The following is a 24,366-nucleotide window of genomic DNA, read 5'->3' as shown; positions in this document are numbered from 1 at the left end:
GCCGTCTTCCCGATATGTGATCAGCCACCATATTGATCTCAGGTGGGAATTGTCACAGTTTTTGCCATATCGCCGCGCAATAGGGATCGCATCGGGCACTTGCGCTAGCATCCCATCACGTGGGAAATGCGCTGCCCTCCCGCCCACAGTTCCCGCCGGGCACGCGAAATCGTCAATGATTTGATATAGCTTCGCTGCATGAATTCATCAGATTCTCCCCCCTCAGCCCGCCATGCGCCCCGCCTGATCGTGGCCGGCATGCTGCCGATGCTCGCGCTCGTCGCGGCATGCCTGTGGGCGAGCCCGGCGGCCGCCGATTTCCGGCTGTGCAACAACACCGCAAGCCGGGTCGGGATCGCGCTCGGCTACAAGGACGCCGAGGGCTGGACCACCGAAGGCTGGTGGAACGTGTCGTCACGCGCCTGCGAAACGCTGCTGCGCGGCAATCTGGTTGCGCGGTTTTACTATATCTACGCACTCGACTATGACCGCGGCGGCGAATGGTCCGGCCAGGCCTTCATGTGCTCGCGCGACAAGGAATTCACCATCAAAGGCACCGAGAATTGCCTCGCGCGGGGGTTTGACCGCACCGGCTTCTTCGAGGTCGACACCGGCGAGCAGCGTGCATGGACCGTCCAACTGACCGAAGCCAACGAGCAACAGCCGCAGAAAGTACCGGGAATGCCGGGCGGAGTGGGACCAGGCGGCCCCGGCACGATGCCGGGCCTGCCCAACCCTCCGGGGACAGCGCCCCCGGGCGCGTCGGGTCTGCCGCCAGCCGCAACGCCCGGAAACAAACAATGAGACGTATGCGCCGCATCAAGATCCTTGCAACGCTCGGCCCTGCCTCGTCAGACAGCACGATGATCCGCAAGCTGTTCGAGGCTGGCGCCGACCTGTTCCGCATCAATATGAGCCACACCTCGCACGACAAGATGCGGGAGCTGGTCAAGACCATCCGCAACGTCGAATCGAGCTACGGCCGGCCGATCGGCATCCTGGTCGACCTGCAGGGACCCAAGCTGCGCGTCGGCGCGTTCACCGGCGGGTCGACCCAGCTCAACAACGGCCAAAGCTTCATTCTCGATTCCGACAAGACGCCGGGCGACAACAGCCGGGTCCAGCTGCCGCATCCGGAGATCCTCGCCGCACTCAGGCCCGGCCATGCACTGCTGCTCGACGACGGCAAGGTGCGGCTGATCGCCGAGGAGACTTCACCCGACCGCGCGGTGACGCGCGTGGTGATCGGCGGCCGAATGTCGGATCGCAAGGGCGTCAGCCTGCCCGACACCGATCTGCCGGTCTCGGCCATGACGCCAAAGGACCGCGCCGATCTCGAGGCCGCGCTGCCGACGGGGATCGACTGGGTCGCGCTGTCCTTCGTGCAGCGGGCTGAGGATGTTCTCGAAGCCAAGAAAATGATACGCGGCCGCGCCGCCGTGATGGCCAAGATCGAGAAGCCGCAGGCGATCGACCGCCTCCCCGAAATCATCGAAGCCTCGGATGCGCTGATGGTGGCGCGCGGTGACCTCGGCGTCGAGTTGCCGCTGGAACGCGTGCCGAGCTTGCAAAAACAGATGACCCGCATGGCGCGCCGCGCCGGCAAGCCGGTCGTGGTCGCAACGCAAATGCTGGAATCGATGATCCAGACGCCGGTGCCGACGCGCGCCGAGGTCTCCGACGTCGCGACCGCCGTTTACGAAGGCGCCGACGCCATCATGCTCTCGGCAGAATCAGCCGCCGGCAAATATCCGGTGGAAGCGGTCTCGACCATGAACCGCATCGGCGAGGAAGTGGAGCGCGACCCGAACTATCGCGGCGTGATCAACGCGCAGCGCGTCGATCCGGGTCCGACCGTCGGCGACGCCATCGCGGACGCTGCGCGGCAGATTGCCGAAACGCTCGATCTCTCGGCGATCATCTGCTGGACCTCCTCGGGTTCGACCGCGATGCGTGTGGCGCGTGAGCGGCCCAAGGTGCCCGTGGTCGCCATCACGCCAAATCTCGAGACCGGCCGAAAGCTTTCGGTCGTATGGGGCGTGCATTGCGTGGTCGCCGAGGACGCTCACAATCTCGACGACATGGTCAGCCGCGCCGGCTCGATCGCGTTCAGGGACGGTTTTTCGAAGGCCGGCCAGCGCGTCATCATCGTCGCCGGCGTGCCGCTGCGTGCGCCCGGCACAACCAACATGCTGCGCATCGCCTCGGTGGGACCGAACGGCGACGCGGAGGTGTGACGGCGCCCCGTCGTTCCGGGTCAGGTCTGCGCATGACCCGGAACCGTAGCGTTCGAGCTTGGCGATCAGCCCTGCAACGTTGCGTCGAGCGTGATCTTGGTGTTCAGCAGCTTCGACACTGGACATCCGGCCTTGGCCTTGCCCGCCAGTTCCTGAAATGTCGCGTCGTCGGCGCCCGGAATTTTGGCGGTCAGGACCAGATGCACCGAGGTGATGACAAAGCCGTCGCCGACCTTTTCGAGCGTCACGTCGGCCTTGGTCTCCATGTGTTCGGCCGTGAGCTTGGCCTCGCCCAGGATCAGCGACAGCGCCATCGTGAAGCAGGCTGCATGGGCCGCGCCGATCAGTTCTTCAGGATTGGAGCCCGGCTTGCCTTCGAAGCGGCTGGCGAAGCCGTACGGGTAATCTGTCAGCGCACCGCTTTTGGTCGAAATCGCGCCTTTGCCGTCCTTGATGCCGCCCTGCCATTTGGCCGAGCCATGGGTCGTCGTCATGCGTTGCTCCGTGAAGTCGGTTGAACCGAGCCCCCAGCCTATAACGCCAATGCGACGGAAAGTGTTCGCGGACCGCCTCTCTCAGGCCCCGACCAGCGCCTTCGCTGGGGTCGTCGCCTGCACAACGAGGCCACGGGCACGCGCATCCATCACGCCGACGGCGCGCAGCGCAAGCAGCGTCACGGTCTGCACCGCATCGCGCAGCTTCGCTGGATCGTCGAGATGTGACGGCGCCAGCGGGCCGACCAGCGCCTCGTGCAGCGCGCCAAGCAAGGCTGTGGCCGCCAGGGCCGTATCCTGGGCCGGCAGGTGGCCGGCACGCACCGCGGCATCGATACGCGCGGCGAGCTCGCCCGAAATATCGCGGCGGCTGGCGAGACGCGACGCGGTGACGTCGACATCGACCGGCTCAGCCAGAATGCCCCAGGCGAGCTTGCGTTGCGACAGCACATGGACCGCGATAGTCGTGACGGCGGAAGCCAGCGCCGATGATGGCCCGGGCGCGCCATCGGCGGCGCGTCGGATCGCGGCGAGTTCATCGCGCGAGACCTCCGCGATCAGCTCCGAGATCAGTTCAGCCTTGGACGGGAAATAGCGATAGACGGTCCCGGCCGCGACGTTGGCGCGCACCGCGACCGGCGCGATCTGCACCGCCGCCATGCCGCCGTCGGCCGCCGCATCCCGCGCCGCCGACAGGATGGCGCTGCGCCGGGCAGCCAGCCGTTTCACGACTTGATGAGTTCGCCGATAGACCATGGCGTTGCCGTCCCCCCACCGCGCGCTTGGCCGGCGCCCACCGGCAGAACGCACGCGTCTTCAATGTTTTGAGCGATTGATCCCGCAATCGCCGCAAGAAGTGAACAACTATTCAGACCGAAACACAAGGCGGAATTGTAAGGATTTGCGACAGCTGCGGCGCGGTCATAGAATCGCGGTTGCAGCCGCCTCTGGCGCGGGCCAACAAGGGCCCGGCGCGGTGCGACCGGGTTTGGACCGACGCGGATTGCGCTCCGCCGTTATCCTCATCTTAAAGGAGGTCAGGGAATCTACCGCTCTCACATCCGGGTGCGGTCATGGCTGAATCGGAAACCCGCCTCGCCTGGCGGCTCTTCAATCTCAACTGGATTCCCATCGCCGCGATGAGCGGCGTGCTGCTCCTTGCAGTCCTCTTCGCAGGATTCTCGCTCGAGCCCGTCGCGTTCGGCGTGATGAGCGGAATGGCCGGCGAATTCGCGCTGATGGTCTATCTGTATTTCTGGGCGCGCGGATCGGCCGCCGATCCGAAACTGATCTTTGGCCTCGGCGCGATCGCCCAATTGCTCATGATCGTGACGATCATGGGACCGCTCACTTATGTGGCGCTCGCCATCAACTGGCCGCTACAGGATCACACCTTCCTGGCGATCGATCGCGCCATGGGTATCGATCCGGAGCAACTCATCAAGTTCGTGAACGATCATGCATGGGTGATGACGTCGCTCGAGACCGGATACGGGTTCATAAAATGGTTTCTGCTGGCCATTCCGATCATCCTGGCCGTCACGCTGCGGCTGGTGAGGCTGCAACTGTTCGTCGCCGCGTTCAGCCTTGCGCTAGCCGTCACGCTCGTGGTCTCGGCGGTTATTCCGGCGGTCGGCACCTACTACGGTCTGAACATCTCCCCCGCCGACTACCCGTCCATCGACAGTCATTTCTATGCGGCACAATTACGTGACATCCTGGCGGTGCGTTCAGGCGTGCTCCGTGATCTCGAATTGTTCAAGCTCGCAGGCGTGGTCTCGTTCCCGAGCTTCCATGCCGCGTCCGCCGTGCTTTACGCGTGGGCACTGTGGCCGGTGCGCGGCGGCATCGGCGTCGCGGCGGCCGTAATGAACGTTCTGACGATCGCGGCAACGCCGGTCATCGGCGCCCATTACACCATCGACGTCATCGGCGGAGTGCTGGTTGCGGTGGGCTGCATCGCGGCGGTGAAATACGCCCTCGCCTTCGTCAGCGGCGGGGAGAGCGCCGCGGAGGCTGGCTATCTCCCGGCAAAGCAGCTCGAAGCGGACGCCCGCTGAACTCAGGCGTCTGCCAGATACACCAGGCGATGGCCGATCCGCTGCCATGGTAAATCGCGATCTAACAGGATCGCTCGCAGTCGAGCTATTTCTTCCCGCAGCGCCTGCAGTTTTCCGGCGGTCGGCTGATCCTTTGATCGCTTGGGACGCACATCGCCCCGCGCAGCGGATTTGCGCATCGCCGTAGCCACGCCGCGCGGGGTCTGAAGTTTACCCGAATTTATAGGAAACCGTGGTCCTGTACGGCGGCGTCGAACCCGAATTTGTCCCCGGTCAAATCAAGAAAACCCATGTCGATCTCCATCACCAACAGCGTGACGAACCGAAGCATGGCCCGCGGGCTGGTGCCGCTCTGCGCCGGCGCAGGCGTCTATCTGTTCTTCCTGTCCGCGGGCGAGATCCTGCTGCGCGATTCCGATTCGATGTGGCAGATCAGGATCGGGCAGTGGATCCTCGCCAACGGCACCATGCCCTACACGGACGTGTTCTCGTTCACTCGTTTTGGCGAACCCTGGATCTCGAGTTCATGGCTGTCGCAGGTGCTTTATGCGATCACCTACGGGCCGGGGGATTGGGCCGGGCCGGTGATCCTGTCTTCGCTCGCGGTCGGAGCGATGATCACGATCTTCCTCTATCTGCTGAGCCCGTATTTCGACCCGGCGCGCTCGATCCTGATCGCGGCTCTGGCGCTGCTGCAATCGGCGTCTCACTTCTTCGCGCGGCCTCACGTGCTGGCGCTGCCGTTCCTGCTGGCCTTCATCGGCGGGCTGATGGCAGCCGCGGATCGCCGCACCCATCCATCCTGGTTCCTGCTGCCACTGATGACGATATGGGCCAATCTGCACGGCGGCTTCGTGCTCGGCTTGGCGTTGATCGGGCCGATCGGACTGGAAGCGGTCTGGAGCGCTGAGCCGAGCCGCAGGCTTCAGCTTGCCGTGCGCTGGGGACTGTTTGGCCTCGCCGCGCTGGTTGCGAGTTGCCTGACGCCATATGGCTGGAATACGCCGATGGGCGCGCTGAATATTCTCAGCCTCGGCAAGCTGCTGTCGCTGATCTGGGAATGGATGCCGGTCGACTTCAGCAAGTTCACCTTCTTTGAAGCCACGCTGCTCACGCTGATCGGCGTCGCCTTCTACCGCAAGCTCACGCTCTCGATACCCCGGATCCTGCTGCTGGTCGGCCTGATCTGGATGGCGCTCTCGCATGTCCGGAACATCGAGGTGTTCGCGTTCCTGGCGCCGCTCGTCCTGGCCAAGCCGATCGCCGAGCAATGGGGAACGGCGGAGGCCGGCACATCCGCCATCGAGGAGACCCGGTCGGCCCCCCTCATCACCATCCTTGCAACGGTCGCGATCATCGCCGGCGGATGGGCGTCGACGAAGATCTTCGTCGCGCATCATCCCTTTATCTTCAATCCGAGCCAGACGCCCGTTGCCGCTGTCGATCTGCTCCAGAAGCGACAGGCGCAACGCATCTTCAGCACCGCGCCGTTCGGCGGCTACATGGTCACCCGTGACATGAAGGTGTTCATCGACGGGCGCGCGGAGCTCTACGGCGAACAGTTCGTGCTGGATTATTTCGATGCGACCGAAGCCCGCAACGTCGGTCAGCTGCTGGGCCTGCTCGACAAATACCAGATCGACGCCACGCTGCTGAACCCGACGTCGCCGGCCGGATACGCGCTGGATCACGTGAAGGGGTGGAAGCGGATCTACAAGGACGACGTCGCCGTCATCCACGTCCGATCGGACGAGACGAAGACGAGCGCCTTCCCACCGCGGAAAAATCAAACTGACTGAGGCGCGCCGTCTTTCGACGGCGCGCACACTTCACTCCCAGTTCAGCGCGCCGCCGTTCTGGTATTCGATCACGCGCGTCTCGAAGAAGTTCTTCTCCTTCTTCAGATCCATCGCTTCCGACATCCACGGGAACGGGTTCTCCGCCTCTGCGAACACCGGCGTCAGCCCAATCTGCGCACAGCGGCGGTTGGCGATGAAGTGCATGTATTGCTCGCACAACACGGCGTTCAGCCCCAGGAACCCGCGCGGCATCGTATCGCGGCCATAGGCGGCCTCGAGTTCAGCGGCGTCACGGATCATACCGCGGATTTCCTCCTGGAAGGCGGACGTCCACAGATGCGGATTCTCGATCTTGATCTGGTTGATCACGTCGATGCCGAAGTTCAGATGGATCGATTCATCACGCAGGATGTACTGATACTGCTCGGCGATGCCGACCATCTTGTTGCGGCGCCCGAGCGAGAGGATCTGCGCGAATCCCGTGTAGAACCACATGCCCTCGAAGATCACGTAGAAGGCGACGAGGTCGCGCAGAAATGCCTGGTCGGCCTGCGGCGTCCCGGTCTTGAAATCGGGATCGTCGAGATGCTGGGTGTGCTTGATCGCCCACGCCGCCTTGTCGGTGATCGCGGGCACCTCGCGGTACATGTTGAACAGCTCGCCCTCGTCGAGGCCGAGGCTTTCGACGATGTACTGAAAGGTATGGGTGTGCACCGCCTCCTCGAAGGACTGGCGCAGCAGATATTGCCGGCACTCGGGATTGGTGAGGTGGCGATAGATCGCCAGCGCGATGTTGTTGGCGACCAAGCTTTCGGAGGCCGCGAAGAAACCGAGATTGCGCTTGATGGCGCGGCGCTCGTCCTCGGTGAGGCCGTCGCGCGATTTCCACAGCGCGATGTCGGCCTGCATCGAGACCTCGGTCGGCATCCAGTGATTGTTGCAGCCGGCGAGGTATTTCTCCCACGCCCATTTGTATTTCAGCGGCAGAAGCTGATTGACGTCGGCGCGGCAGTTGATCATCCGCTTCTCGTCGACCGAGACGCGGCCGCCGCGGCGATCGATCGTGCCGAGGCCGGTTGCGTCAGCCGGCGCGGCAGACACCACCGCGAGCGGCGCCGGTGTCTTCCGTGGAGCGGTCGTGGCTTCTGACCAGTCGAGCATGATTGTTGGTCCTTTTCGCTTACTGGCAGGCTTCGCAGTCGGGATTGTCGATCGAGCAGGCGATGGCGCCCGACAGGTCCGGCGCCGGCGACATCATCGCCGCCGACGACACCGCATTGAGCTTGCCGTCGGTGCCCTTCAGCGTCGACTTCTCGACATGCGTCGCGCTGCGCGAGCGCAGGTAATAGGTCGTCTTCAGGCCACGCGACCACGCCAGGCGATAGAGCGCGTCGAGCTTCTTGCCGGAGGGATTGGCGATGTAGAGATTGAGCGACTGCGCCTGGTCGATCCACTTCTGCCGCCGCGACGCGGCTTCCACCAGCCAACTCGAGTCGATCTCGAAGGCGGTCGCGTAGAGCGCCTTGAGATCATCGGGAATGCGGTCGATGGTGCCGACACTGCCGTCGAAATATTTTAGGTCGTTGACCATCACCTCGTCCCACAGTCCGCGCGCCTTGAGATCGCGCACCAGGAACTCGTTCACGACCGTGAAATCGCCGGACATGTTGGATTTGACGTAGAGGTTCTGGTAGGCGGGCTCGATCGACTGCGCGACGCCGCAAATGTTGGAGATCGTCGCCGTCGGCGCGATCGCCATCACGTTCGAATTGCGCATGCCGACCGAGGTGACGCGCCCCCGCAAGGCGCCCCAGTCGCGGGTGCTGGAGCGATCCATTTCGAGGCCGCCACGGGCATCGGCGACGAACTCGATCGAGTCGATCGGCAGGATGCCCTGGCTCCACAGCGATCCGTCGAATGAGGGATAACGGCCGCGCTCGGCAGCAAGATCGACCGAGGCCGAAATCGCGTAGTAGGAGATCGCCTCCATGCTGGTATCGGCGAAGGTAACTGCAGCATCCGACGCCGCCGCGATCCGCAGCGCGTGCAGCGCGTCCTGGAAGCCCATCAGGCCGAGACCGACCGGGCGGTGCCGCAGGTTGGAGCGGCGCGCTTCCGGGATGGTGTAGAAATTGATGTCGATGACGTTGTCGAGCATCCGCATCGCAGTCGTCACCGTCTTCTTCAGCCTGATCTCGTTGAGCTTACCGTCCTGGATGTGATTGAGGAGGTTGATCGAGCCGAGATTGCAGACCGCGGTCTCGTCGTCGGACGTGTTGAGCGTGATCTCGGTGCAGAGGTTCGAGGAGTGGATCACCCCCGCATGGCGCTGCGGCGAGCGCAAATTGCAGGGATCCTTGAAGGTGATCCAGGGATGGCCGGTTTCGAACAGCATGGTCAGCATCTTGCGCCACAGGTCGACGGCACGGACCTGCTTGAACACCCGCATCTCGCCGCGCGCCGCCTTGGCCTCGTAATGCGCATAGTGCTCGGCGAACGGCTTGCCGTAGAGATCGTGCAGATCCGGCGTCTCGTCCGGCGAGAACAGTGTCCATTCGCCGTCGGTCTCGACGCGCTGCATGAACAAATCGGGCACCCAGTTCGCAGTATTCATGTCGTGGGTGCGGCGGCGGTCGTCGCCGGTGTTCTTGCGCAGGTCGAGGAATTCCTCGATGTCGACATGCCAGGTCTCGAGATAGGCGCAGACCGCGCCCTTGCGCTTGCCACCCTGGTTGACGGCGATCGCGGTATCGTTGGCCACCTTCAGGAACGGCACCACGCCCTGGCTTTCGCCATTGGTACCCTTGATGTGCGCGCCGAGACCACGAACGCGGGTCCAGTCATTGCCGAGGCCGCCGGAATATTTCGCCAGCAGCGCGTTGTCCTTGATCGACTTGAAGATGCCGTCGAGGTCGTCGGCCACGGTGGTCAGGAAGCACGACGAGAGCTGCGGCCGCAGCGTGCCGGAATTGAACAGCGTCGGCGTCGAAGCCATGAAGTCGAACGACGACAAGAGATCGTAAAACTCGATCGCGCGCGCCTCGCGGTCGATCTCGCGCCCGGCGAGCCCCATGGCGACGCGCATGAAGAAGGCCTGCGGCAGCTCGAGGCGGTTGCCGCGGACATGCAGGAAGTAGCGGTCGTATAGCGTCTGCAGGCCGAGGAACTGGAACGACAGATCCCGCTCGGGCTTCAGCGCCGCCGAAAGCCGCGCCAGATCGAAGCGGCTGAGTTCTGGGTCAAGCAACTCGGCCTTGATGCCGGTCTTGATATAGGCCGGGAAATACTCGGCATAGCGCACGGCCATGTCCGCCTGCGACGCATTGGTCGGTACGTCATGGACGTAGGACAGTACCTCGGTGCGGAGCTTGTCGAGCAGCAGGCGCGCGCTGACATAGGTATAGTTCGGCTCCTGCTCAACCAGCGTACGCGCGGCCATCACGGAGGCCTGCGCCAGTTCGTCCTGGCTGATCCCGTCATAGACGTTGCGCTGGGTCTCGGCGACGACAGGCGCGGCGTCGACGCCGTCGAGCCCGGCGCAGGCCTCGTTGATGATCAGCGCAAGCCGCGCCTGGTCGAGCGGGACTTTGGCGCCGTTCGGCAACGTGACATGGATCGTCGGCCCGGCGGCAGCGGGCTTTGCCGCCTTTGCAGCGTCCTGCTCGGCGCGCTGCCGGGTGCGTTCGTCGCGGTAAAGCACGTAAGCGCGCGCCACCTTGTGGTGCTCGCTGCGCATCAGCGCCAGTTCGACCTGGTCCTGCACATCCTCGATATGGAAGGTGCGGCCCTCGCTCATCCGGCGCGCCAGCGCGCCGACGACCTCGGCGGTGAGTTGCTCGACGATCTCGTGCACGCGGCGCGACGCAGCAGCGGTGTGCCCTTCGACCGCCAGGAACGCCTTGGTCATCGCCACCGAAATCTTGCTGGCGTCGAACCTCGAGACCGTGCCGTTACGGCGAATCACCTGCATGGGAAGCTCCGTCTCCGGCGCGGCGAGCGATTCCGGACGCAGAAGGATGAGCGGCGCTGACTTAACTTCGCGATCGAGAGAGAGTGACATCGTGCAGACCCCATGCATGTTTTGTTGGGGCTGGATGTCGAGGGGACGCTGCATCAACCGGCGGCAAGCACCGGCATGGCAATGCAAGCGACCGCCGGGACACCCCGCCCGTGGACGTAGATTCGATGTCCCGGCAGGTCTCCTGGCTTGCAGGTCGCTGTTGCTCCCTCGTCTTCCCAATGCTGTTTAGCATCAGTGACTTAACAGGGCGGGAACAACTCACTGCTTACAGTTGCGGGGGCAGCGCCGGACTTTTACGGATCAACCCGTAGTCCACCGGCTTCCCTCTTAGCTACCAAATCTAGAGATATGGCAGACCGTGACACCTACATGTGGTGTGATTTGAGACGTCGTGTCAACGGCCCGATCCGCCTCAGTGAAAAATTTTCGAATTCTGGTCGAGCGCCCTGTGGGAATCGGTGGGAAACTTCGATCGAGCCCACGTGTGTTGACGGGCGCGGGATCTTGCCGATAAGTGGGCGCGTCGTGGTTCTTCGAAAGGCAGTTTCTTTCGAAGCTAAGAGGGAAGCCGGTGTAATGCCGGCGCTGCCCCCGCAACTGTAAGCGGTGAGCCGCCGTCCACCTAAGCCACTGAGGCGCAAGCCTCGGGAAGGCCGGACGGTAGCTGAGACCCGTGAGCCAGGAGACCTGCCTCGACAACATACACGTCCACGGGCGGGGTGTCCCGGTGGTGCGGTTGCGACCCCGCACGCGCTATCCGCGTTTGCGGAGTCCAGACGTGTCACTACGGCCTTTGCCCCCAACTTTTGGGGTTAAGCCAATGTCTTCTACATCTTCCTCTTCACTTGCCGTTGCCACCCTCGGCACGCCGCGAATCGGCCCGCGCCGCGAACTCAAGCTTGCGCTCGAAAGCTTCTGGTCCGGCACTTCAAACCAGCAGGCCCTGATCGAAACCGGTATCGGGCTACGCGCCGCCAATTGGGCGCGGCAGAAGAAGCTCGGCGTGTCGGTGATTCCGTCGAACGATTTCTCCTTCTACGATCAGGTGCTCGACACCTCGATCATGGTCGGCGCGATTCCCGAAATCTACGGCTGGACCGGTGGCGCGGTGCCGCTCGCGACCTATTTCGCGATGGCGCGCGGCGCCGAAGGTCACACCCATGATGCGTCCTGCGGCCATGCCCCTCACGGCCATGGTCACGGCGTACCGGCGCAGGAAATGACCAAGTGGTTCGACACCAACTACCACTACATGGTGCCGGAACTGTCTGACGATCAGCAGTTCAGCCTCGCCTCGCGCAAGCCGATCGAGGAATATGAAGAAGCCAAGGCGCTGGGCTACCAGACCCGCCCGGTGCTGGTCGGTCCGGTCACGTTCCTGAAGCTCGCCAAGAGCAAGGATGCCGGCCTCAACACCCTGTCGCTGCTGGACCGGCTGCTGCCTGTCTATATCGAGGTCCTGCGCGAGCTCGCCACCCGCGGCGCCGAGTGGGTGCAGATCGACGAGCCCTGCCTGGTGCTCGATCTCGACGATGCGGCACGTAGCGCCTTACGCCATGCCTATGCGGAGATCGCCAAGGCGGTGCCGCAGATCAAGATCATGCTGGCGAGCTATTTCGGCAGCCTGGGTGAGAACCGCGACACCGCCTTTGCGCTCCCCGTCGCCGGCCTGCATCTCGATCTGGTGCGCGCGCCCGAGCAGCTCGACGACCTCGCCCGCCTGCCCGCCGACCGCATCGTCTCGCTCGGCGTGATCGACGGCCGCAACATCTGGCGCGCCGATCTGAGCAGGATTCTCGGCCGGCTCGAACCCGTGATCGCAAAGCTCGGCAAGGATCGCGTGCAGATCGCGCCCTCCTGCTCGCTACTGCACGTTCCGATCGATCTCGGACTCGAGGCCAAGCTCGATGCCGAAGTGAAGAGCTGGCTCGCCTTCTCCGTGCAGAAGATGGAGGAACTGGCCGCGCTGGGTGCCGCGCTTGGCGGCGGCCGCAGTCAGGTCGAGGCGCCCCTGAAAGCCTCGGATGCCGCTGCAGCTGCGCGCAAGACCTCACCGCGGATTCATAACGCGAAGGTCGCGCAGCGCTTGGCCGGGGTCGACGCCGCGATGCGTCGCCGGGGCAGCGCGTTTGAAGACCGTGCCGACGTGCAGCACGCGCGCTTCAATCTGCCGGCGTTCCCAACTACGACCATCGGCTCGTTCCCGCAGACACCGGAAATCCGAAAGGCGCGCGCGGCCCATGCCAAGGGCGGGCTGAGCGACGCCAACTACAAGACCTTCCTGCAGGAGCAGACCGCCGAAACCGTGCGCTGGCAGGAAACCATCGGCCTTGACGTGCTCGTTCACGGCGAGTTCGAGCGCAACGACATGGTGCAGTATTTCGGCGAGCAGCTCTCCGGCTTCGTCTTCACCGACCATGCCTGGGTGCAGTCCTACGGCTCGCGCTATGTCAGGCCGCCGATCCTGTTCGGTGACGTCTCGCGCCCGAAGCCGATGACGGTCGAATGGTGGCAATACGCGCAGTCGCTGACCAAGAAGCCGATGAAGGCGATGCTGACCGGACCGGTCACCATCCTCAACTGGTCGTTCGTCCGCGATGACATCCCGCGCAGCGAAGCCTGCCGTCAGATCGCGCTGGCGATCCGCGACGAGGTCACCGACCTCGAGACCGCGGGCGCCGGCATGATCCAGATCGACGAAGCGGCCCTGCGTGAAGGCTTGCCGCTGCGCCGCTCGGAATGGAACACCTATCTCGATTGGGCCGTGGAGTGCTTCCGCATCTGCTCGTCCGGCGTCCGCGACGAGACCCAAATCCACACCCACATGTGCTATTCCGAGTTCAACGACATCATCGACGCGATCGGTGCGATGGACGCGGATGTGATCTCGATCGAGACGTCACGCTCGAAGATGGAGCTGCTCGACGCCTTCCGCAACTACCGCTATCCGAACGAGATCGGACCGGGTGTCTACGACATCCACTCCCCGCGCGTGCCCGAGGTCACCGAAATGACCGAGCTGCTCAAATTGGCTCGGCAAAGGCTGTCCGATGGCCAGCTCTGGATCAATCCCGATTGCGGCCTGAAGACCCGCAAATGGGACGAGGTCCGGCCGGCCCTCGTCAACATGGTCGCCGCCGCCCGCGAACTCCGCGAGCTGGCGTAGAGCAAGGACTGCCTGCCCCGTTCGAACCGCCATATCGAGAGGACGTCATGCGCTTCTGGATCGAATGTACGAACTTTGAAACGGGGCAGGCCATCCACATCAACATCGCGCTGGTCGGCTCGATGTGGCGCGACGGCGAGCGCACCGTGCTCGCCTTCGTCGGCGGCGACGGAAAAACGATCGAGGTGAGCGAGACACCGGAACAGATTCTGGAACGGCACTTCGGGGCGATCGAGAGGACGTAACAAGCGCGTCACGAACTGAAGCCATCTATCCCCGTCATCCCCGCTTCGCCTTTGCGCGGGGATGACGGTGTCAGGCGCGCAGCGCCAGCGCCATCAGCGTGCCGGTCATGGTCGCGACCAGCGACTCGACGCCGTCCTGTACCGCATAGGCCCTGCCCTCGCAGACCGTCAGCGTGTGGCCGGGCTTGACCACGACGGCGCGGAACACGAACCGCTCGCCTTTGGCCCGCGCCAGCAGATTGGTCTTGAGCTCGACGGTCAGGATGTCGGAGCCCGCGGGCATCAGCGTGAAGGCGGCGATGCCGCAGGCATTGTCGAGGCCCGCGGTGATGACACCGGCATGAACAAAGCCGTTCTGCTAGGTGAACTCGGGCGCATAGGGCATCGCGAGGTCGACCTCGCCCGGCTCCATGCGGGCGATCGAGATGCCGAACGTCCGCATCGCGCGCTGGCGGTCGAACGTATCTGTCGCAACAGTGCGGTAGTCGGGATTTTTCGGTTCAAAACGGGGCATTGCGTTCACGCTGGCGCTGATACGGACGGCACCAGATGGTGCATGGCGGTGTAGCGGATCGCCGGCGCGAACGGCGCCGATTTGCGCGCGCCGCGATCGATGTGCACGGCCGCGATCTCGCAGGTCGCGGCGACCTCGCCGGTTTCCGCGTTGCGCATCTCGTGCCGGATACGGATCGACTTGTCGCGGAAGTCCACGAGCCGGCTCCTGACCTCGACGATATCGCCGGCGAGCAACTCGCGCTTGTAGGCAATGGTCTGCTCGACGGCGGCCATGCCGCAGCCGGACTCGCGCAGGTAGGTTGGTGTCAAGCCGATGCGCGCGAACATGTTCCAGCTCGCCTCGTCGAACTTGCCAACATACCACATGACGTTCATGTGGCCGATATGATCGCAATGCCAGGGATACACCGTGCCGCGATAGGTCGCCTCGCCCTCCATCCTGCCGCTCCTGTTCTTCATTCTTGATACGGTAGCGTATCACTGACGAAGCGGGCTAGCAATACGGTACCGTATCAAGGGGCGCGCGGGAGAGCAGATGACGGAAGGCAAAGGCGATGCTTGGGTCGCGGCCGGCTTTGCCGAACTTGCGCATTCTGGCGTCGAAGGCGTGCGGGTCGAGGTGCTGGCGAAGGCGCTTGGCGTCACCAAGGGCGGCTTCTACCGCCGCTTCAGGGATCGCGCCGCGCTGCTGGAGGCCATGCTCGCGAACTGGCGCGACGGCCGCATCGCCGCGATCGAAAAGCAGACCGCGCTCGACGGCGCCAGCGCGCGCGAGCGGCTGAAGACGATCATCAAGCTCTATTCGGAGCGCATGAACTCCGACGCGATGGCCATCGAGCTTGCGATCCGGCAATGGGCGCGCACCGACGAGGCCGCCGCGCTGGCGGCCGCAAGCGTCGATGCCGCGCGCCTGAAGAATGTGGGGGGGCTCTATCGCGCGACTGGGCTAGCGGCCGAGGAAGCCGACGCCAAGGCGTTTCTGTTCTATTGCTTCATCTTCGGCCAGAGCCTGCTGTTCCCACAACGTGGTCAGCGTGGGCGGGCGCAGCTGCTGGCGAAATCGGCGGACAAGCTCGTCGACGACAGCCAATAAGAAAGCGGCCGGCTTTGCACCGGCCGCTTCCCTAATTCAGATCGATCGGCTCAGGCACCCTTCAGGTGCTTGTTGCATTCGCTGTAATAGCCGCCGCCCTTCTGGATCCACTTCATGCCGCCATTGCCGCCGGTGGCCTTGTTGGCGTTGTACTGATCATCACAGGTCTTGAAGCGTTGCTTGCCGGCGGACAGCTGCGAGTATTTCGGATCGACTGCGTTCGGAAACACGGCGTTGCCAACCGGGGCTGGCGCCGCAGCAGGTGCGGCTTCCCGCTTGGCTTCCTTGGGCGCGGCTGGCGCGGGCGCCGGCGCGGCGGCGACCGGCGGCGGAGCAGCGGGAGCCGCAGCCGGGGTCGCCTCGGCGCTGCACTGCGTCTTGCGGAAATCATTCCACTTTGCGCCGTTGAGGCTGCCGTCGGTCTTGGCAGCCTTATACTTGGCGCTGCACTCCTGCATGGTCAGGGCCTGCGCCGGCGCACTCGCCACAAAGGCCGCAAAGCCCGACACTGCAATCGCGTAGAACAGTCTGGTCTGGATGGTCATCCCTGGTCTCCCTTTGGGGGGCATCGGTGTAAGACCATTATCCTAGCGCAACCGGGACTTGCGACAACGCGCAGGCTCAAAATATTGTGGCGGTCAAAACGCCGCATGTTCATCCGCGGTTCAGCATCGCCGCGCGACGGTTCCGCCTCCCTTCCCTAGAGGTGCACCATGAAGACAATTTCCACGCTCGCGACCGCAACCGCCCTTGCCCCCCTGCTCCTGATGGGCGGCGCCTTTGCGCAAACCCCCGCTGCGCCGGCCGCCACCCCCGCCCCCGCGGCAACGACCAAAATGTCGAAGGACACCAAGCCGCACACCGCCGCCTCGATCGAGTGCTCGAAGGAAGCCGACGCCAAGGGGCTGCACGGCAAGGAGCGCAAGAAATTCCGCTCCGAATGCAAGAAATCGGGCGGCGCGGCGCCCGCGGCGGCTCCGGCGAAGTAGTAATCGACTGGTTCGGCTGAGACACGGCGCGGGACGTCCATCGCGTTTTCGCGTGGACGTCGGCAACGACTGATCGGACCGCCTCTGGCAAGCGCCGGGGCGGTCTCTTCGTATTGATCGCCGGTCCCGTCTCGCAGCGTCCGTGGCCGAGGCAGCGCGATGCCCTGTTACAAATCGAACGGCCCTGCATTGCTGCAACGCGCTGATGCAATTGTTCGGCCGGTGCGGATTTGCCATAACGCAGCGTGACCCTGATCCGCGATTCGATGGCATCAGCCATTCCCGACCGCAGCAAACTGCTGAACGGGCTTGAGACGCTCGTCATCGGCGCTGCCGGCGGCTTGCTGTTCCTGTGGGCGGAGTTGCCGGGCGGGCTGATCTCCGGCGCGATGGCCGCGGTCGCGATCGCAGCCCTGGCAGGACGGCCGCTTTCGGTGCCGCCGGTGCTGACGCAGTCGGTGCTGGTGCTGCTCGGCATCTCGCTGGGCTCGCTGATGTCGCGGCAGCTGCTGCAACATATGAGCTCCTATCCGCTCACCATCGGCCTGCTGGCGCTGGCGACATTCTGCTCGACCTTCGGCTCGAGTTTCTATCTGCAGCGCGTGCATGGCTGGGACCAGACCTCGGCGTTCCTCGCCGGCAGCCCAGGCGCGCTGTCGCAGATCACCATCCTCGCCGCCGAGAAGGGCGCCGACGTCGCCGCAATCGCGGTGGTGCAGACCATCCGCGTGATCATCCTCACCGCGGCACTGCCGCTGGTGCTGGCGCTGACCGGGGTGACGCATGCCACGCCGCCGCCATTGCCGACCACGGTCGCCTCCCCCCTCGGCCTTGCCGCGCTGGTCGGCGGCTCGATCGTCGTCGCGCTGCTGCTGCGCTGGGTGAAATTTCCGGCGAGCTGGATGTTCGGCGCAATGCTGGCCTCCAGCCTGCTGCACGGCGCCGAAATGGTCGATGGCGGCCTGCCGCCCTGGCTGCGCAGCGTGGCGCTGGTCGGGATCGGCGCCGTGATCGGCACCCGCTTCGCGCGGATGAAGACCTCGACCCTGCTCAGCCACGTCAATGCCGGGCTCGGCTCGTTTGCGATCGCGATCCTGATTTCAGCGGCCTTCGTTGGAGTAATCGGCCTGACCACCCAAGTGCGTGTCGGCGACGTCGTCGTCGCCTTCGCGCCCGGCGCGATGGACGCGATGCTGGCGCTGGCGCTGACCTTGCATATCGACCCGATCTTCGTCGGCGCCCATCACCTGGCGCGCTTCGTCTTCGTCACCATCTCGACGCCGGGCATCATCCATCTGTTCGGACGGCCGCAGGAGGATGTGGACGATTAGGGTTTCCGATCCGGATTGTCCGATCTACCGGGTCGGGCCTTCGCTGTCTTCGCCACGCCCCACGCCGCGATCGCGGCCATCAGGAGCGAGATCAGGACGTTGTAGCCGGCGAGCGAGAGCCCGAGGAAGCGCCACTGCACCTCATCGCAACGGACCACTTTCACGGTGTCGAGCCGCTCCAGGAGACTGCCGGCGCTGCCGAGATTGACGATCGGACCGGTGCAATCGGTCGGCCCCTGCCAAAAACCCCATTCGACGCCGGCGTGATAGGTGCCGAGCCCGGCATTGGCGAGTGTGGCGAGACCGAGGATCAGAAGGCCCGCGAGCAGCACCGGCCGCGGCGCCCCCCGGGCGGCGGCCAACGCGACCAGAGCGCCGAACGGCACCGCGAAGTAATAGGCATAGCGCTGCTCGAGGCAGAGCGGACAGGGCAGGATGTCCAGCACGAGTTGGAAGAACCAGGCGCCGGCCAGCGTCACTGCTGCGATCAGGGCAATGGCCGCCGACGCGGTCAGGGCCGGATTGGCGGCTGCGGGGGCATGCGACGGATGGGCGGTGGCGAGCGTCACGTCAGGTCTCCTGCAAGCATCCGATCCGGCGGGGCCCATGACCCGGTTCAATCCGGGTCGTATCGCGCGCAAATACCGCTGTCGAGGCACAGGACAATCACTTCCGCGCGGGTTGACCGTGACGGACCGCCCGCTATAGTCCCGCCCGCTTCGCGACCCCGGCCGTTTTGCGGCCCGGACCTTGCGAATGCCCCTGTGGCGGAACTGGTAGACGCGCTCGACTCAAAATCGAGTTCCGCAAGGAGTGCTGGTTCGATTCCGGCCAGGGGCACCACCAGCCTTCGCAGCTACGGCAGGGCGAGCCACGCGCAACTCCATCCAGGCGAAGCGGCGAAGGCTGTCCCGCCGAAGCCTTGGCGAAGGCTGACGCCCCGCGCACAGCTTCGCGTGGCGCAGCCACCTCCGACCGATGGGATTCGTTCGAGCGGCCACTGGTGCAGGTAGCTGCCCAAAAATCCGCAAAACAACCCCATGCAAAGTAAGATCGAGCGGGCGACGCCTAGCGCATGTTTGCGGGCTACAGGCAGAACGCCTTCGCCTCCTTCGGCACGCTTGATCGCCTTCAATATGTACGACGTCGGAAACGTTCTGATCGCCATTTTGTCTGTCATCGGTCATCCTCAGGGACAACCTGTCACAGAAATTACCGTGTCTCACTTACGGGGTGCAGTCCGGCACTGTCACCGTAATGTCGGTGCGAAATCCTTGATTTACGCCCGAGAAGCCGCTGCAGCTTCGGCCAGTTCGCCCAACATCGTTATAAAGGCGCGTTACCGCGCGGGCGCTCGCGCGGACCTGAAAGCCCGGACACTCTGCTGCAACGCGTTTTAGGACGTCAGGATCAAAGTTGGTCACGGCCGCCATCTTGACACCACCTCGATCGCTTAATAATGCATATGCATTATTCGGAGAAGTGCCGTGCCAGCTTTCGTACATGTCAATCTTCGCATCATAGATTCTTCCAAGCAAGCGGCGCTGACTCCGCGATTTCAGGCAGCTCTCGTCGAAGCGGGCGGACGGATTTTGCACTTTGGCCGAGTGGTCGAAATCCTGGAAGGAGATGATGCTCCTTTACCAATGGCCGGCGTGTTTGAGTTTCCAACCCTGGCCCAAGCGCTCGCCTTTTATAATTCCGAAAAATACGCGCCGATCAAAGTCGAACGCCAGGCTGCTCAACAAGCAAGGATGTTCATCGTCGAAACCGCCTGACGTGCAGAGTTACGGTGACAGTGCACTTAACTAACCTGGGACCGTCTTGCGCATACGACCTTCAAACGCCGGCCCCCTTCAATTGTTCAATATCGGAATATCCTTCGCGTCCCTCGGGCCCGGCAGCGAACTCAGAAACGCGTGGATGTCGGCGGCGTCCTTGTCTGAGAGCACCTGCTCGGAGAACGACGGCATGTCGTTCGGCGCCTCGCGCAGGAAGGCGGTGAACGAATCCACCGGCAGCGCGATCTGCGCCAGTGCCGGGGTCTGATAGTTGAAACGGCCGCCCTGGCCGGCGCGGCCGTGGCATTCGAAGCAGCCGTCGGCAAGATAAAGCCGCTTGCCGTTGACGGGGTCACCGGCCGGCGGCGCGTCATCCGCGCGCGACACGACAACGGCGCCGCCGGCGGCGAAAGTGGCGGCGATCGCGGCGACGGCTCCGAAGCGTATCACGGACTGACTGATGTTCATCTTCGCCTCCGCTTCAACGCTGATCCATCACGACGTCGAGCAGCGCCGGCTGGCCGCTCTTGACGATGGCGACCGCGCGCTTCAGCGCAGGTGCGAGCGCGCTCGGGTCGCTGATCGGGCCCTCGCCATAGACGCCAAAGCCCTTGGCCAGCGTCGCATAGTCGACGAAGGGATCCTTGATGGTGGTGCCGATATCGGTCCTGGTGATGCCGCGGCCATGGCGCGCGGCCATCGCCTGCAGATACATGTATTCCTGATGATAGGCGCGGTTGTTATGCACGATATAGAGCATGGGAATCTGATGGTGCGCCGCCGTCCATAGCGTCGACGGCACGAACATGAAGTCGCCGTCGCCGCCGATCGCAACCGTCAACCGGCCGTGCCGCTTGTTGGCGAGCGCGGCCCCAAGCGACGACGGCAGAGTGTAGCCGACGCCACCGCCGCCGGCGACGCCGTTCCATTGATGCGGCTTGTCGAAATTCCACAGACGGTGCGGCCATGACAGGCCGATCGAGGTACCGACCAGCGACCAGTCCTCGTCCTTGATCTGGTTGTAGAGCTCGGCGCACAACCGCGCCGTGGTGATCGGGCTTGCATCCCAGCCGATGGTCGCATCCGATTTCGCCTGTTCGACGGTGGCGAGCTTCGCCGCGGCGAGCTTCTTGCCGCGCGCGTCGAAGGCGGTCTTGCGGCCCTCATCGATCTGGCGCTTCACCTGCTCGATCAGGGCCGGCAGACTCGCCTCGGCATCGCCCGTGATGTCGAGGTCGACGTCCTGATAGCGGCCGAGATCCTGGTAGTTGGCCTTCATGTAGAGGCCGCGGGTGCCGAGCGTGACGATCTTCGCGGTCTTCTTGGTGCGTGGCTCAGAGCTACGCACGATGCGATCGTGGAAATCGGAGAGCGTGCCCCAGATGTCGTTGACCTCCATCGCCACGATCAGGTCGGCCTGCGACAGGATCGAGCGGCGGAACGACTGGTTGAGCGGATGGCGCGAGGGGAAGTTCATCCGGCCGTAATTGTCGATCACGGCGCATTGCAGCGTTTCCGCCAATTCCACTAGGCGCGGCATGGCCGCCGGCGTCCGTCCCACCCGGTCGCAAATGATCACCGGGTTTTCCGCAGCGACCAGCATCCTGGCGAGTTGCGCCAGCGCCGCGTCGTCACCTTGCGGCGGCAGCGCCTGCGTGAATTTCGGGATGCGCAGGCGATCGCGGTTCAGAATCGGATTTTCCTGCAGCTCCGCGTCGAGCGACAGCATCACCGGCGCCATCGGCGGCGTGGTCGCGATCTTGTAGGCGCGCACCGCCGATTCCGCGAAATGCTGCAGCGAGGCGGGCTGATCGTCCCATTTGACGAAGTCGCGCGTCAGTGCCGCCGGGTCGATCGCCGAATGCGGCCATTCGGCGCCCGGCGCGCGCTTGTCGGCCTCCATGATGTTGCCGCCCATCACGATGACGGGCACGCGGTCGCACCAGGCATTGTACATCGCCATCGACGCATGTTGCAGCCCGACCACGCCGTGGCAGATCATGGCGAGCGGCTTGCCTTCCATCTTGGCATAGCCCTGCCCCATGTGCACCGCGATCTCTTCGTGCGGACAGGTGATGATCTCGGGCTTGGTGTTGCCACCGTGATTGATCACGGCCTCATGCAGGCCGCGGAAGCTCGAGGCGCAGTTCATCGCGAGATAATCGATGTCGAGCGTCTTCAGCACGTCGACCATGAAGTCGCCGCCGCTCGAGGTCTGATTGACCGGATCGGCCGGCGGCGGCATCGTATCGGCGGCGGCGAGTTTTGGGCCGGGTATCGCGGCCTTTGGACGCTCTTCAGGTCGCTGTTCCGCAAAAGGCGAGATTGTCGTGTTAGCCGCGGCGGGCGTGCTCAACGCCGCGGCACCAGCGATGGTTGCGCCCTTCAGGAAATTCCGACGGGTGCTATCAGGCGCGCCATCGCGGCGCGAGCCGGTGCGTTTCGACATGGTTTCCTCCGGGGGAGCTTCACCAGATGCCTACGAACTCATTGCTTGTTGGCGCGAGTGTCGTCCTGAACTTCAGGAATGGTCAAGACACAGACGCGTCAGTGCATGCAGCTTTGGCTGAGGTGCTCCGCGAAATCAGCGGGGGCAGGGAATCAAGGCGTCACTTGAAATCGTGCAGCGCATTTCGGTGAAGATCGTTCTCGATGGTCCCCCCGATACCTTGCGATCGATTTCACCGGGGATGTCGGTCGAACCCACGGTGACCATCGCGACGCCACCGGCCTGGCTGCGGCCGGTTCTCTCCCTGCTTGGCGCTGCCGCCGGCTAGGCCGGGCCGCGATTCGATTGAGGCCCTGCTCGACCACCACGACCTCAGGCGTGCCGGTTTTGTGGGAGGCTCGCCGGACGCCCGCTGCGGGGTATCGAATGCCCCGGAATGGCGGCCTGGGCCCGCAACTGGAGCGGCAGCGTCCCTCATCCAATCTTGCGTTTGCCTCCTTAGGTTGTCATTATCCAATGGCACTACTTCGAGCCGCCGGCGGTGCGCAGTGTCTCCGCGGCGGTGCATATTTGGATCATTCACTATCGTGGAGCAGGATCATGGCCAACCAACTTGGCGCAATCAAACATATCGTTCAATTGATGCTGGAGAACCGGTCGTTCGACCAGATGCTCGGTTTCCTCTATACGGCGAACGGCAACCGCTCGCCGACCAACCAGCCCTATGAGGGCCTGACTGGCAACGAGACCAATCCGGACGACACCGGCCGGGAAATCCAGGTGTTCAAGATCGATGCCAGCGCGAAACATCCCTACCTGATGCCGGGCGCCGATCCCGGCGAGGGATTCTTCAACACCAACTACCAGCTGTTCGAGACCGACGATCCCGCGCCCGGTGCAGTGCCGACCAATCGCGGCTTCGTCGTCAACTTCATCGCGGCAATTCAGTCCGACCAGGCCAAGGGATTCAAGGACACGCTGTCGGGCACCGATCCTTCCGAGATCATGGGCATGTATTCGCCGGAGATGCTGCCGGTGATGTCCGGGCTCGCCAAGGGATTTGCGGTCTGCGACCAGTGGTTCGCCTCGGTGCCGACGCAGACGATTCCCAACCGCACATTCGCAGCCGCCGGCACCAGCCAGGGCCATCTCGACAATCACGTCAAGGTCTTCACCTGCCCGAGCATCTTCGGGCGGTTGACCGACAAGAACGTCGACTGGGCGGTCTACGGCTATAACCGAGATCCGCTGACGCGGCTCGACTTCACCGATACCCAGCATGCCGACGAAGGTCATTTCGGCCATTTTCGCGATTTCCAGCATCGATGCGCGAGCGGCAAGCTACCGGCCTATACGTTCCTGGAGCCGAGCTTCGGCGCCAGCGGCAACAGCCAGCATCCGAACTACAATGTCGCCGCCGGGGAAAAGCTGATCTACGACACCTATCAAGCGGTGCGCAGCGGGCCGGGCTGGAATGACACGCTGCTGCTGATCACCTATGACGAGCACGGTGGCAACTTCGATCACGTCGCGCCGCCGGCGACCGCGACGCAGCCCGACAATTCGATCGGTGAGTTTGGCTTCGACTTCAAGCGGTTCGGCGTGCGGATTCCAGCGCTGCTGATCTCGCCGCGGATCGCGGCCGGCACCGTGTTCCGCGCCAAGCGCGGCGTCATCGATCACACGTCGGTGTTGAGGACGATCGAGCTGCGCTGGAACGTGCCGGCGCTTACCGAGCGCGACAAGGCGGCTGCCGATCTCGGCGACGCGATCACGCTCGCCACGCCGCACACCGACGATCCGCTGCAAGGCGTGCTGCCGCCGCTTCCGATTGTCGCTCATCCCGAACAGTCGGACCCGTCATTGATCGAAAGCATACACGCCCACAAGGTCTCTCTGCTGCCGCTACGGAACGACCAGGGCAGCTACGACCAGCACACGCCTCCCGATCTCTCCACGAGCGCACAGATCGGCGATTACATCCAGGCGCGTACCGCCGCCTGGACCCAGCACCTCGAGCGCAAGCGGGCTCGCCGCGCGGCGCAACCGCGCCCGCCGCACAGCCCGGGCGGCGGTGGGTCGACAACGCAAAAGGCGCCCGCCAAGAAGGCGCGGAAAGCGAAGAAGGCCAAGAAGGCGGCGCGTCGCTGACAAAGGTTGCGTTGCTAACGAAGGTTCGTGGCTG

The 24,366-nt window shown here is 64.0% G+C and carries 22 protein-coding genes, 1 tRNA gene, 1 pseudogene and 2 riboswitches; of the genes and pseudogenes, 13 read left to right on the top strand and 11 right to left on the bottom strand.

All coding sequences use genetic code 11. From position 1 onward, the window contains the following. Window positions 1–258 precede the first annotated feature (258 nt). Window positions 259–804, top strand: a complete 546-nt coding sequence (locus tag ACP2YO_RS06070) for a DUF1036 domain-containing protein (protein WP_426443082.1) — start codon at window positions 259–261, stop codon at window positions 802–804. Then, window positions 801–2,237 (top strand): pyruvate kinase, encoded by a 1,437-nt coding sequence (gene pyk, locus ACP2YO_RS06065; RefSeq protein ID WP_426439993.1) that lies wholly within the window; start codon window positions 801–803, stop codon window positions 2,235–2,237. Before ACP2YO_RS06070 ends, pyk begins: the two co-directional genes overlap by 4 nt. 65 nt (window positions 2,238–2,302) lie before the next feature. Here the strand turns inward: pyk and ACP2YO_RS06060 are convergent, their stop codons facing one another. Next, entirely contained in the window at window positions 2,303–2,731 is a 429-nt protein-coding gene (locus ACP2YO_RS06060) for an OsmC family protein (protein ID WP_426439991.1), read from the bottom strand. Between the two features lie 81 nt (window positions 2,732–2,812). Then, window positions 2,813–3,487 carry a TetR/AcrR family transcriptional regulator gene (locus ACP2YO_RS06055; protein ID WP_426439989.1) on the bottom strand — a complete coding sequence of 225 codons (675 nt, stop codon included), beginning with the start codon at window positions 3,485–3,487 and terminating at the stop codon, window positions 2,813–2,815. 317 nt (window positions 3,488–3,804) lie between these two features. Between ACP2YO_RS06055 and ACP2YO_RS06050 the strand changes: the two genes are divergently transcribed. Further along, on the top strand, window positions 3,805–4,791 hold the full coding sequence (locus ACP2YO_RS06050; protein WP_426439987.1) for a phosphatase PAP2 family protein: 987 nt from the start codon (window positions 3,805–3,807) through the stop codon (window positions 4,789–4,791). A 2-nt stretch (window positions 4,792–4,793) separates the two neighbouring features. On the opposite strand, the gene ACP2YO_RS06045 is transcribed toward ACP2YO_RS06050, so the two are convergent. Beyond that, a complete protein-coding gene (locus ACP2YO_RS06045) occupies window positions 4,794–4,970 on the bottom strand; it encodes a hypothetical protein (protein WP_426439985.1) in 177 nt (58 codons plus the stop codon). 111 nt (window positions 4,971–5,081) lie between these two features. Here ACP2YO_RS06045 and ACP2YO_RS06040 point away from each other — a divergent pair, with 111 nt between their 5' ends. Beyond that, window positions 5,082–6,590 (top strand): hypothetical protein, encoded by a 1,509-nt coding sequence (locus ACP2YO_RS06040; protein ID WP_426439983.1) that lies wholly within the window; start codon window positions 5,082–5,084, stop codon window positions 6,588–6,590. A 30-nt stretch (window positions 6,591–6,620) separates the two neighbouring features. Here the strand turns inward: ACP2YO_RS06040 and ACP2YO_RS06035 are convergent, their stop codons facing one another. Together ACP2YO_RS06035 and ACP2YO_RS06030 are read right to left on the bottom strand one after the other, a co-directional pair. Continuing rightward, window positions 6,621–7,751 (bottom strand): ribonucleotide-diphosphate reductase subunit beta, encoded by a 1,131-nt coding sequence (locus ACP2YO_RS06035; protein ID WP_426439981.1) that lies wholly within the window; start codon window positions 7,749–7,751, stop codon window positions 6,621–6,623. A gap of 19 nt (window positions 7,752–7,770) precedes the next feature. Next, the gene (locus ACP2YO_RS06030) at window positions 7,771–10,650 is read right to left on the bottom strand and encodes a ribonucleoside-diphosphate reductase subunit alpha (protein WP_426439979.1); all 2,880 of its coding nucleotides are present in this window, start codon (window positions 10,648–10,650) and stop codon (window positions 7,771–7,773) included. Between the two features lie 115 nt (window positions 10,651–10,765). Beyond that, window positions 10,766–10,987: riboswitch (cobalamin riboswitch) on the bottom strand. Window positions 10,988–11,120: 133 nt separating this feature from the next. After that, a riboswitch (cobalamin riboswitch) is annotated at window positions 11,121–11,320 on the top strand. Between the two features lie 111 nt (window positions 11,321–11,431). Between ACP2YO_RS06030 and metE the strand changes: the two genes are divergently transcribed. Together metE and ACP2YO_RS06020 are read left to right on the top strand one after the other, a co-directional pair. Further along, complete coding sequence (metE, locus tag ACP2YO_RS06025) at window positions 11,432–13,777, top strand: 5-methyltetrahydropteroyltriglutamate--homocysteine S-methyltransferase (protein ID WP_426439977.1); 2,346 nt, start codon at window positions 11,432–11,434, stop codon at window positions 13,775–13,777. Window positions 13,778–13,824: 47 nt separating this feature from the next. Beyond that, entirely contained in the window at window positions 13,825–14,022 is a 198-nt protein-coding gene (locus ACP2YO_RS06020) for a hypothetical protein (protein ID WP_426439975.1), read from the top strand. 70 nt (window positions 14,023–14,092) lie between these two features. Here ACP2YO_RS06020 and ACP2YO_RS06015 read toward each other — a convergent pair. After that, window positions 14,093–14,536, bottom strand: a pseudogene (locus ACP2YO_RS06015) (PaaI family thioesterase). A gap of 5 nt (window positions 14,537–14,541) precedes the next feature. Beyond that, a complete protein-coding gene (locus tag ACP2YO_RS06010; RefSeq protein WP_426439973.1) occupies window positions 14,542–14,976 on the bottom strand; it encodes an acyl-CoA thioesterase in 435 nt (144 codons plus the stop codon). Window positions 14,977–15,073: 97 nt separating this feature from the next. Here ACP2YO_RS06010 and ACP2YO_RS06005 point away from each other — a divergent pair, with 97 nt between their 5' ends. After that, window positions 15,074–15,631 (top strand): TetR/AcrR family transcriptional regulator, encoded by a 558-nt coding sequence (locus tag ACP2YO_RS06005; protein ID WP_426439971.1) that lies wholly within the window; start codon window positions 15,074–15,076, stop codon window positions 15,629–15,631. Window positions 15,632–15,681: 50 nt separating this feature from the next. Here the strand turns inward: ACP2YO_RS06005 and ACP2YO_RS06000 are convergent, their stop codons facing one another. Then, window positions 15,682–16,176, bottom strand: a complete 495-nt coding sequence (locus ACP2YO_RS06000) for a hypothetical protein (RefSeq protein WP_426439969.1) — start codon at window positions 16,174–16,176, stop codon at window positions 15,682–15,684. Between the two features lie 168 nt (window positions 16,177–16,344). Here ACP2YO_RS06000 and ACP2YO_RS05995 point away from each other — a divergent pair, with 168 nt between their 5' ends. After that, window positions 16,345–16,620 (top strand): PsiF family protein, encoded by a 276-nt coding sequence (locus ACP2YO_RS05995; protein WP_426439967.1) that lies wholly within the window; start codon window positions 16,345–16,347, stop codon window positions 16,618–16,620. Between the two features lie 266 nt (window positions 16,621–16,886). Continuing rightward, the gene (locus ACP2YO_RS05990; RefSeq protein WP_426439965.1) at window positions 16,887–17,951 is read left to right on the top strand and encodes an AbrB family transcriptional regulator; all 1,065 of its coding nucleotides are present in this window, start codon (window positions 16,887–16,889) and stop codon (window positions 17,949–17,951) included. Here the strand turns inward: ACP2YO_RS05990 and ACP2YO_RS05985 are convergent. Continuing rightward, window positions 17,948–18,559 carry a disulfide bond formation protein B gene (locus ACP2YO_RS05985; RefSeq protein ID WP_426439963.1) on the bottom strand — a complete coding sequence of 204 codons (612 nt, stop codon included), beginning with the start codon at window positions 18,557–18,559 and terminating at the stop codon, window positions 17,948–17,950. The two genes, ACP2YO_RS05990 and ACP2YO_RS05985, sit on opposite strands and share 4 nt — an antisense overlap. Window positions 18,560–18,709: 150 nt before the next feature. On the opposite strand from ACP2YO_RS05985, the gene ACP2YO_RS05980 reads away from it, so the two are divergent. Together ACP2YO_RS05980 and ACP2YO_RS05975 are read left to right on the top strand one after the other, a co-directional pair. Next, window positions 18,710–18,794: transfer RNA gene (locus tag ACP2YO_RS05980), tRNA-Leu, on the top strand. 644 nt (window positions 18,795–19,438) lie between these two features. Continuing rightward, window positions 19,439–19,729 (top strand): DUF1330 domain-containing protein, encoded by a 291-nt coding sequence (locus ACP2YO_RS05975; protein ID WP_426439961.1) that lies wholly within the window; start codon window positions 19,439–19,441, stop codon window positions 19,727–19,729. A gap of 78 nt (window positions 19,730–19,807) precedes the next feature. Here ACP2YO_RS05975 and ACP2YO_RS05970 read toward each other — a convergent pair whose 3' ends face one another. After that, window positions 19,808–20,200 carry a c-type cytochrome gene (locus tag ACP2YO_RS05970; RefSeq protein ID WP_426439959.1) on the bottom strand — a complete coding sequence of 131 codons (393 nt, stop codon included), beginning with the start codon at window positions 20,198–20,200 and terminating at the stop codon, window positions 19,808–19,810. A 13-nt stretch (window positions 20,201–20,213) separates the two neighbouring features. Continuing rightward, the gene (locus ACP2YO_RS05965) at window positions 20,214–22,181 is read right to left on the bottom strand and encodes a thiamine pyrophosphate-binding protein (RefSeq protein ID WP_426439957.1); all 1,968 of its coding nucleotides are present in this window, start codon (window positions 22,179–22,181) and stop codon (window positions 20,214–20,216) included. A 172-nt stretch (window positions 22,182–22,353) separates the two neighbouring features. Between ACP2YO_RS05965 and ACP2YO_RS05960 the strand changes: the two genes are divergently transcribed. Beyond that, the gene (locus ACP2YO_RS05960; RefSeq protein ID WP_426439955.1) at window positions 22,354–22,509 is read left to right on the top strand and encodes a hypothetical protein; all 156 of its coding nucleotides are present in this window, start codon (window positions 22,354–22,356) and stop codon (window positions 22,507–22,509) included. Window positions 22,510–22,781: 272 nt separating this feature from the next. Next, window positions 22,782–24,332 carry an alkaline phosphatase family protein gene (locus ACP2YO_RS05955; protein ID WP_426439953.1) on the top strand — a complete coding sequence of 517 codons (1,551 nt, stop codon included), beginning with the start codon at window positions 22,782–22,784 and terminating at the stop codon, window positions 24,330–24,332. The last annotated feature ends 34 nt before the right edge of the window (window positions 24,333–24,366 follow it).

The organism is Bradyrhizobium genosp. P (assembly GCF_049949265.1).
Classification (GTDB): domain Bacteria; phylum Pseudomonadota; class Alphaproteobacteria; order Rhizobiales; family Xanthobacteraceae; genus Bradyrhizobium.
The sequence above is the reverse complement of the archived record's forward strand: the minus strand, read 5'-3'. Positions and strand labels throughout refer to the sequence as shown.

Coding starts and splice junctions, on each gene's coding strand:
- ACP2YO_RS06070 (WP_426443082.1), top strand. CDS start 259: ATGCTGCCGATGCTCGCGCTCGTCGCGGCATGCCTGTGGGCGAGCCCG.
- pyk (WP_426439993.1), top strand. CDS start 801: ATGAGACGTATGCGCCGCATCAAGATCCTTGCAACGCTCGGCCCTGCC.
- ACP2YO_RS06060 (WP_426439991.1), bottom strand. CDS start 2,731: ATGACGACGACCCATGGCTCGGCCAAATGGCAGGGCGGCATCAAGGAC.
- ACP2YO_RS06055 (WP_426439989.1), bottom strand. CDS start 3,487: ATGGTCTATCGGCGAACTCATCAAGTCGTGAAACGGCTGGCTGCCCGG.
- ACP2YO_RS06050 (WP_426439987.1), top strand. CDS start 3,805: ATGGCTGAATCGGAAACCCGCCTCGCCTGGCGGCTCTTCAATCTCAAC.
- ACP2YO_RS06045 (WP_426439985.1), bottom strand. CDS start 4,970: ATGCGCAAATCCGCTGCGCGGGGCGATGTGCGTCCCAAGCGATCAAAG.
- ACP2YO_RS06040 (WP_426439983.1), top strand. CDS start 5,082: ATGTCGATCTCCATCACCAACAGCGTGACGAACCGAAGCATGGCCCGC.
- ACP2YO_RS06035 (WP_426439981.1), bottom strand. CDS start 7,751: ATGCTCGACTGGTCAGAAGCCACGACCGCTCCACGGAAGACACCGGCG.
- ACP2YO_RS06030 (WP_426439979.1), bottom strand. CDS start 10,650: ATGTCACTCTCTCTCGATCGCGAAGTTAAGTCAGCGCCGCTCATCCTT.
- metE (WP_426439977.1), top strand. CDS start 11,432: ATGTCTTCTACATCTTCCTCTTCACTTGCCGTTGCCACCCTCGGCACG.
- ACP2YO_RS06020 (WP_426439975.1), top strand. CDS start 13,825: ATGCGCTTCTGGATCGAATGTACGAACTTTGAAACGGGGCAGGCCATC.
- ACP2YO_RS06010 (WP_426439973.1), bottom strand. CDS start 14,976: ATGGAGGGCGAGGCGACCTATCGCGGCACGGTGTATCCCTGGCATTGC.
- ACP2YO_RS06005 (WP_426439971.1), top strand. CDS start 15,074: ATGACGGAAGGCAAAGGCGATGCTTGGGTCGCGGCCGGCTTTGCCGAA.
- ACP2YO_RS06000 (WP_426439969.1), bottom strand. CDS start 16,176: ATGACCATCCAGACCAGACTGTTCTACGCGATTGCAGTGTCGGGCTTT.
- ACP2YO_RS05995 (WP_426439967.1), top strand. CDS start 16,345: ATGAAGACAATTTCCACGCTCGCGACCGCAACCGCCCTTGCCCCCCTG.
- ACP2YO_RS05990 (WP_426439965.1), top strand. CDS start 16,887: ATGGCATCAGCCATTCCCGACCGCAGCAAACTGCTGAACGGGCTTGAG.
- ACP2YO_RS05985 (WP_426439963.1), bottom strand. CDS start 18,559: ATGGGCCCCGCCGGATCGGATGCTTGCAGGAGACCTGACGTGACGCTC.
- ACP2YO_RS05970 (WP_426439959.1), bottom strand. CDS start 20,200: ATGAACATCAGTCAGTCCGTGATACGCTTCGGAGCCGTCGCCGCGATC.
- ACP2YO_RS05965 (WP_426439957.1), bottom strand. CDS start 22,181: ATGTCGAAACGCACCGGCTCGCGCCGCGATGGCGCGCCTGATAGCACC.
- ACP2YO_RS05955 (WP_426439953.1), top strand. CDS start 22,782: ATGGCCAACCAACTTGGCGCAATCAAACATATCGTTCAATTGATGCTG.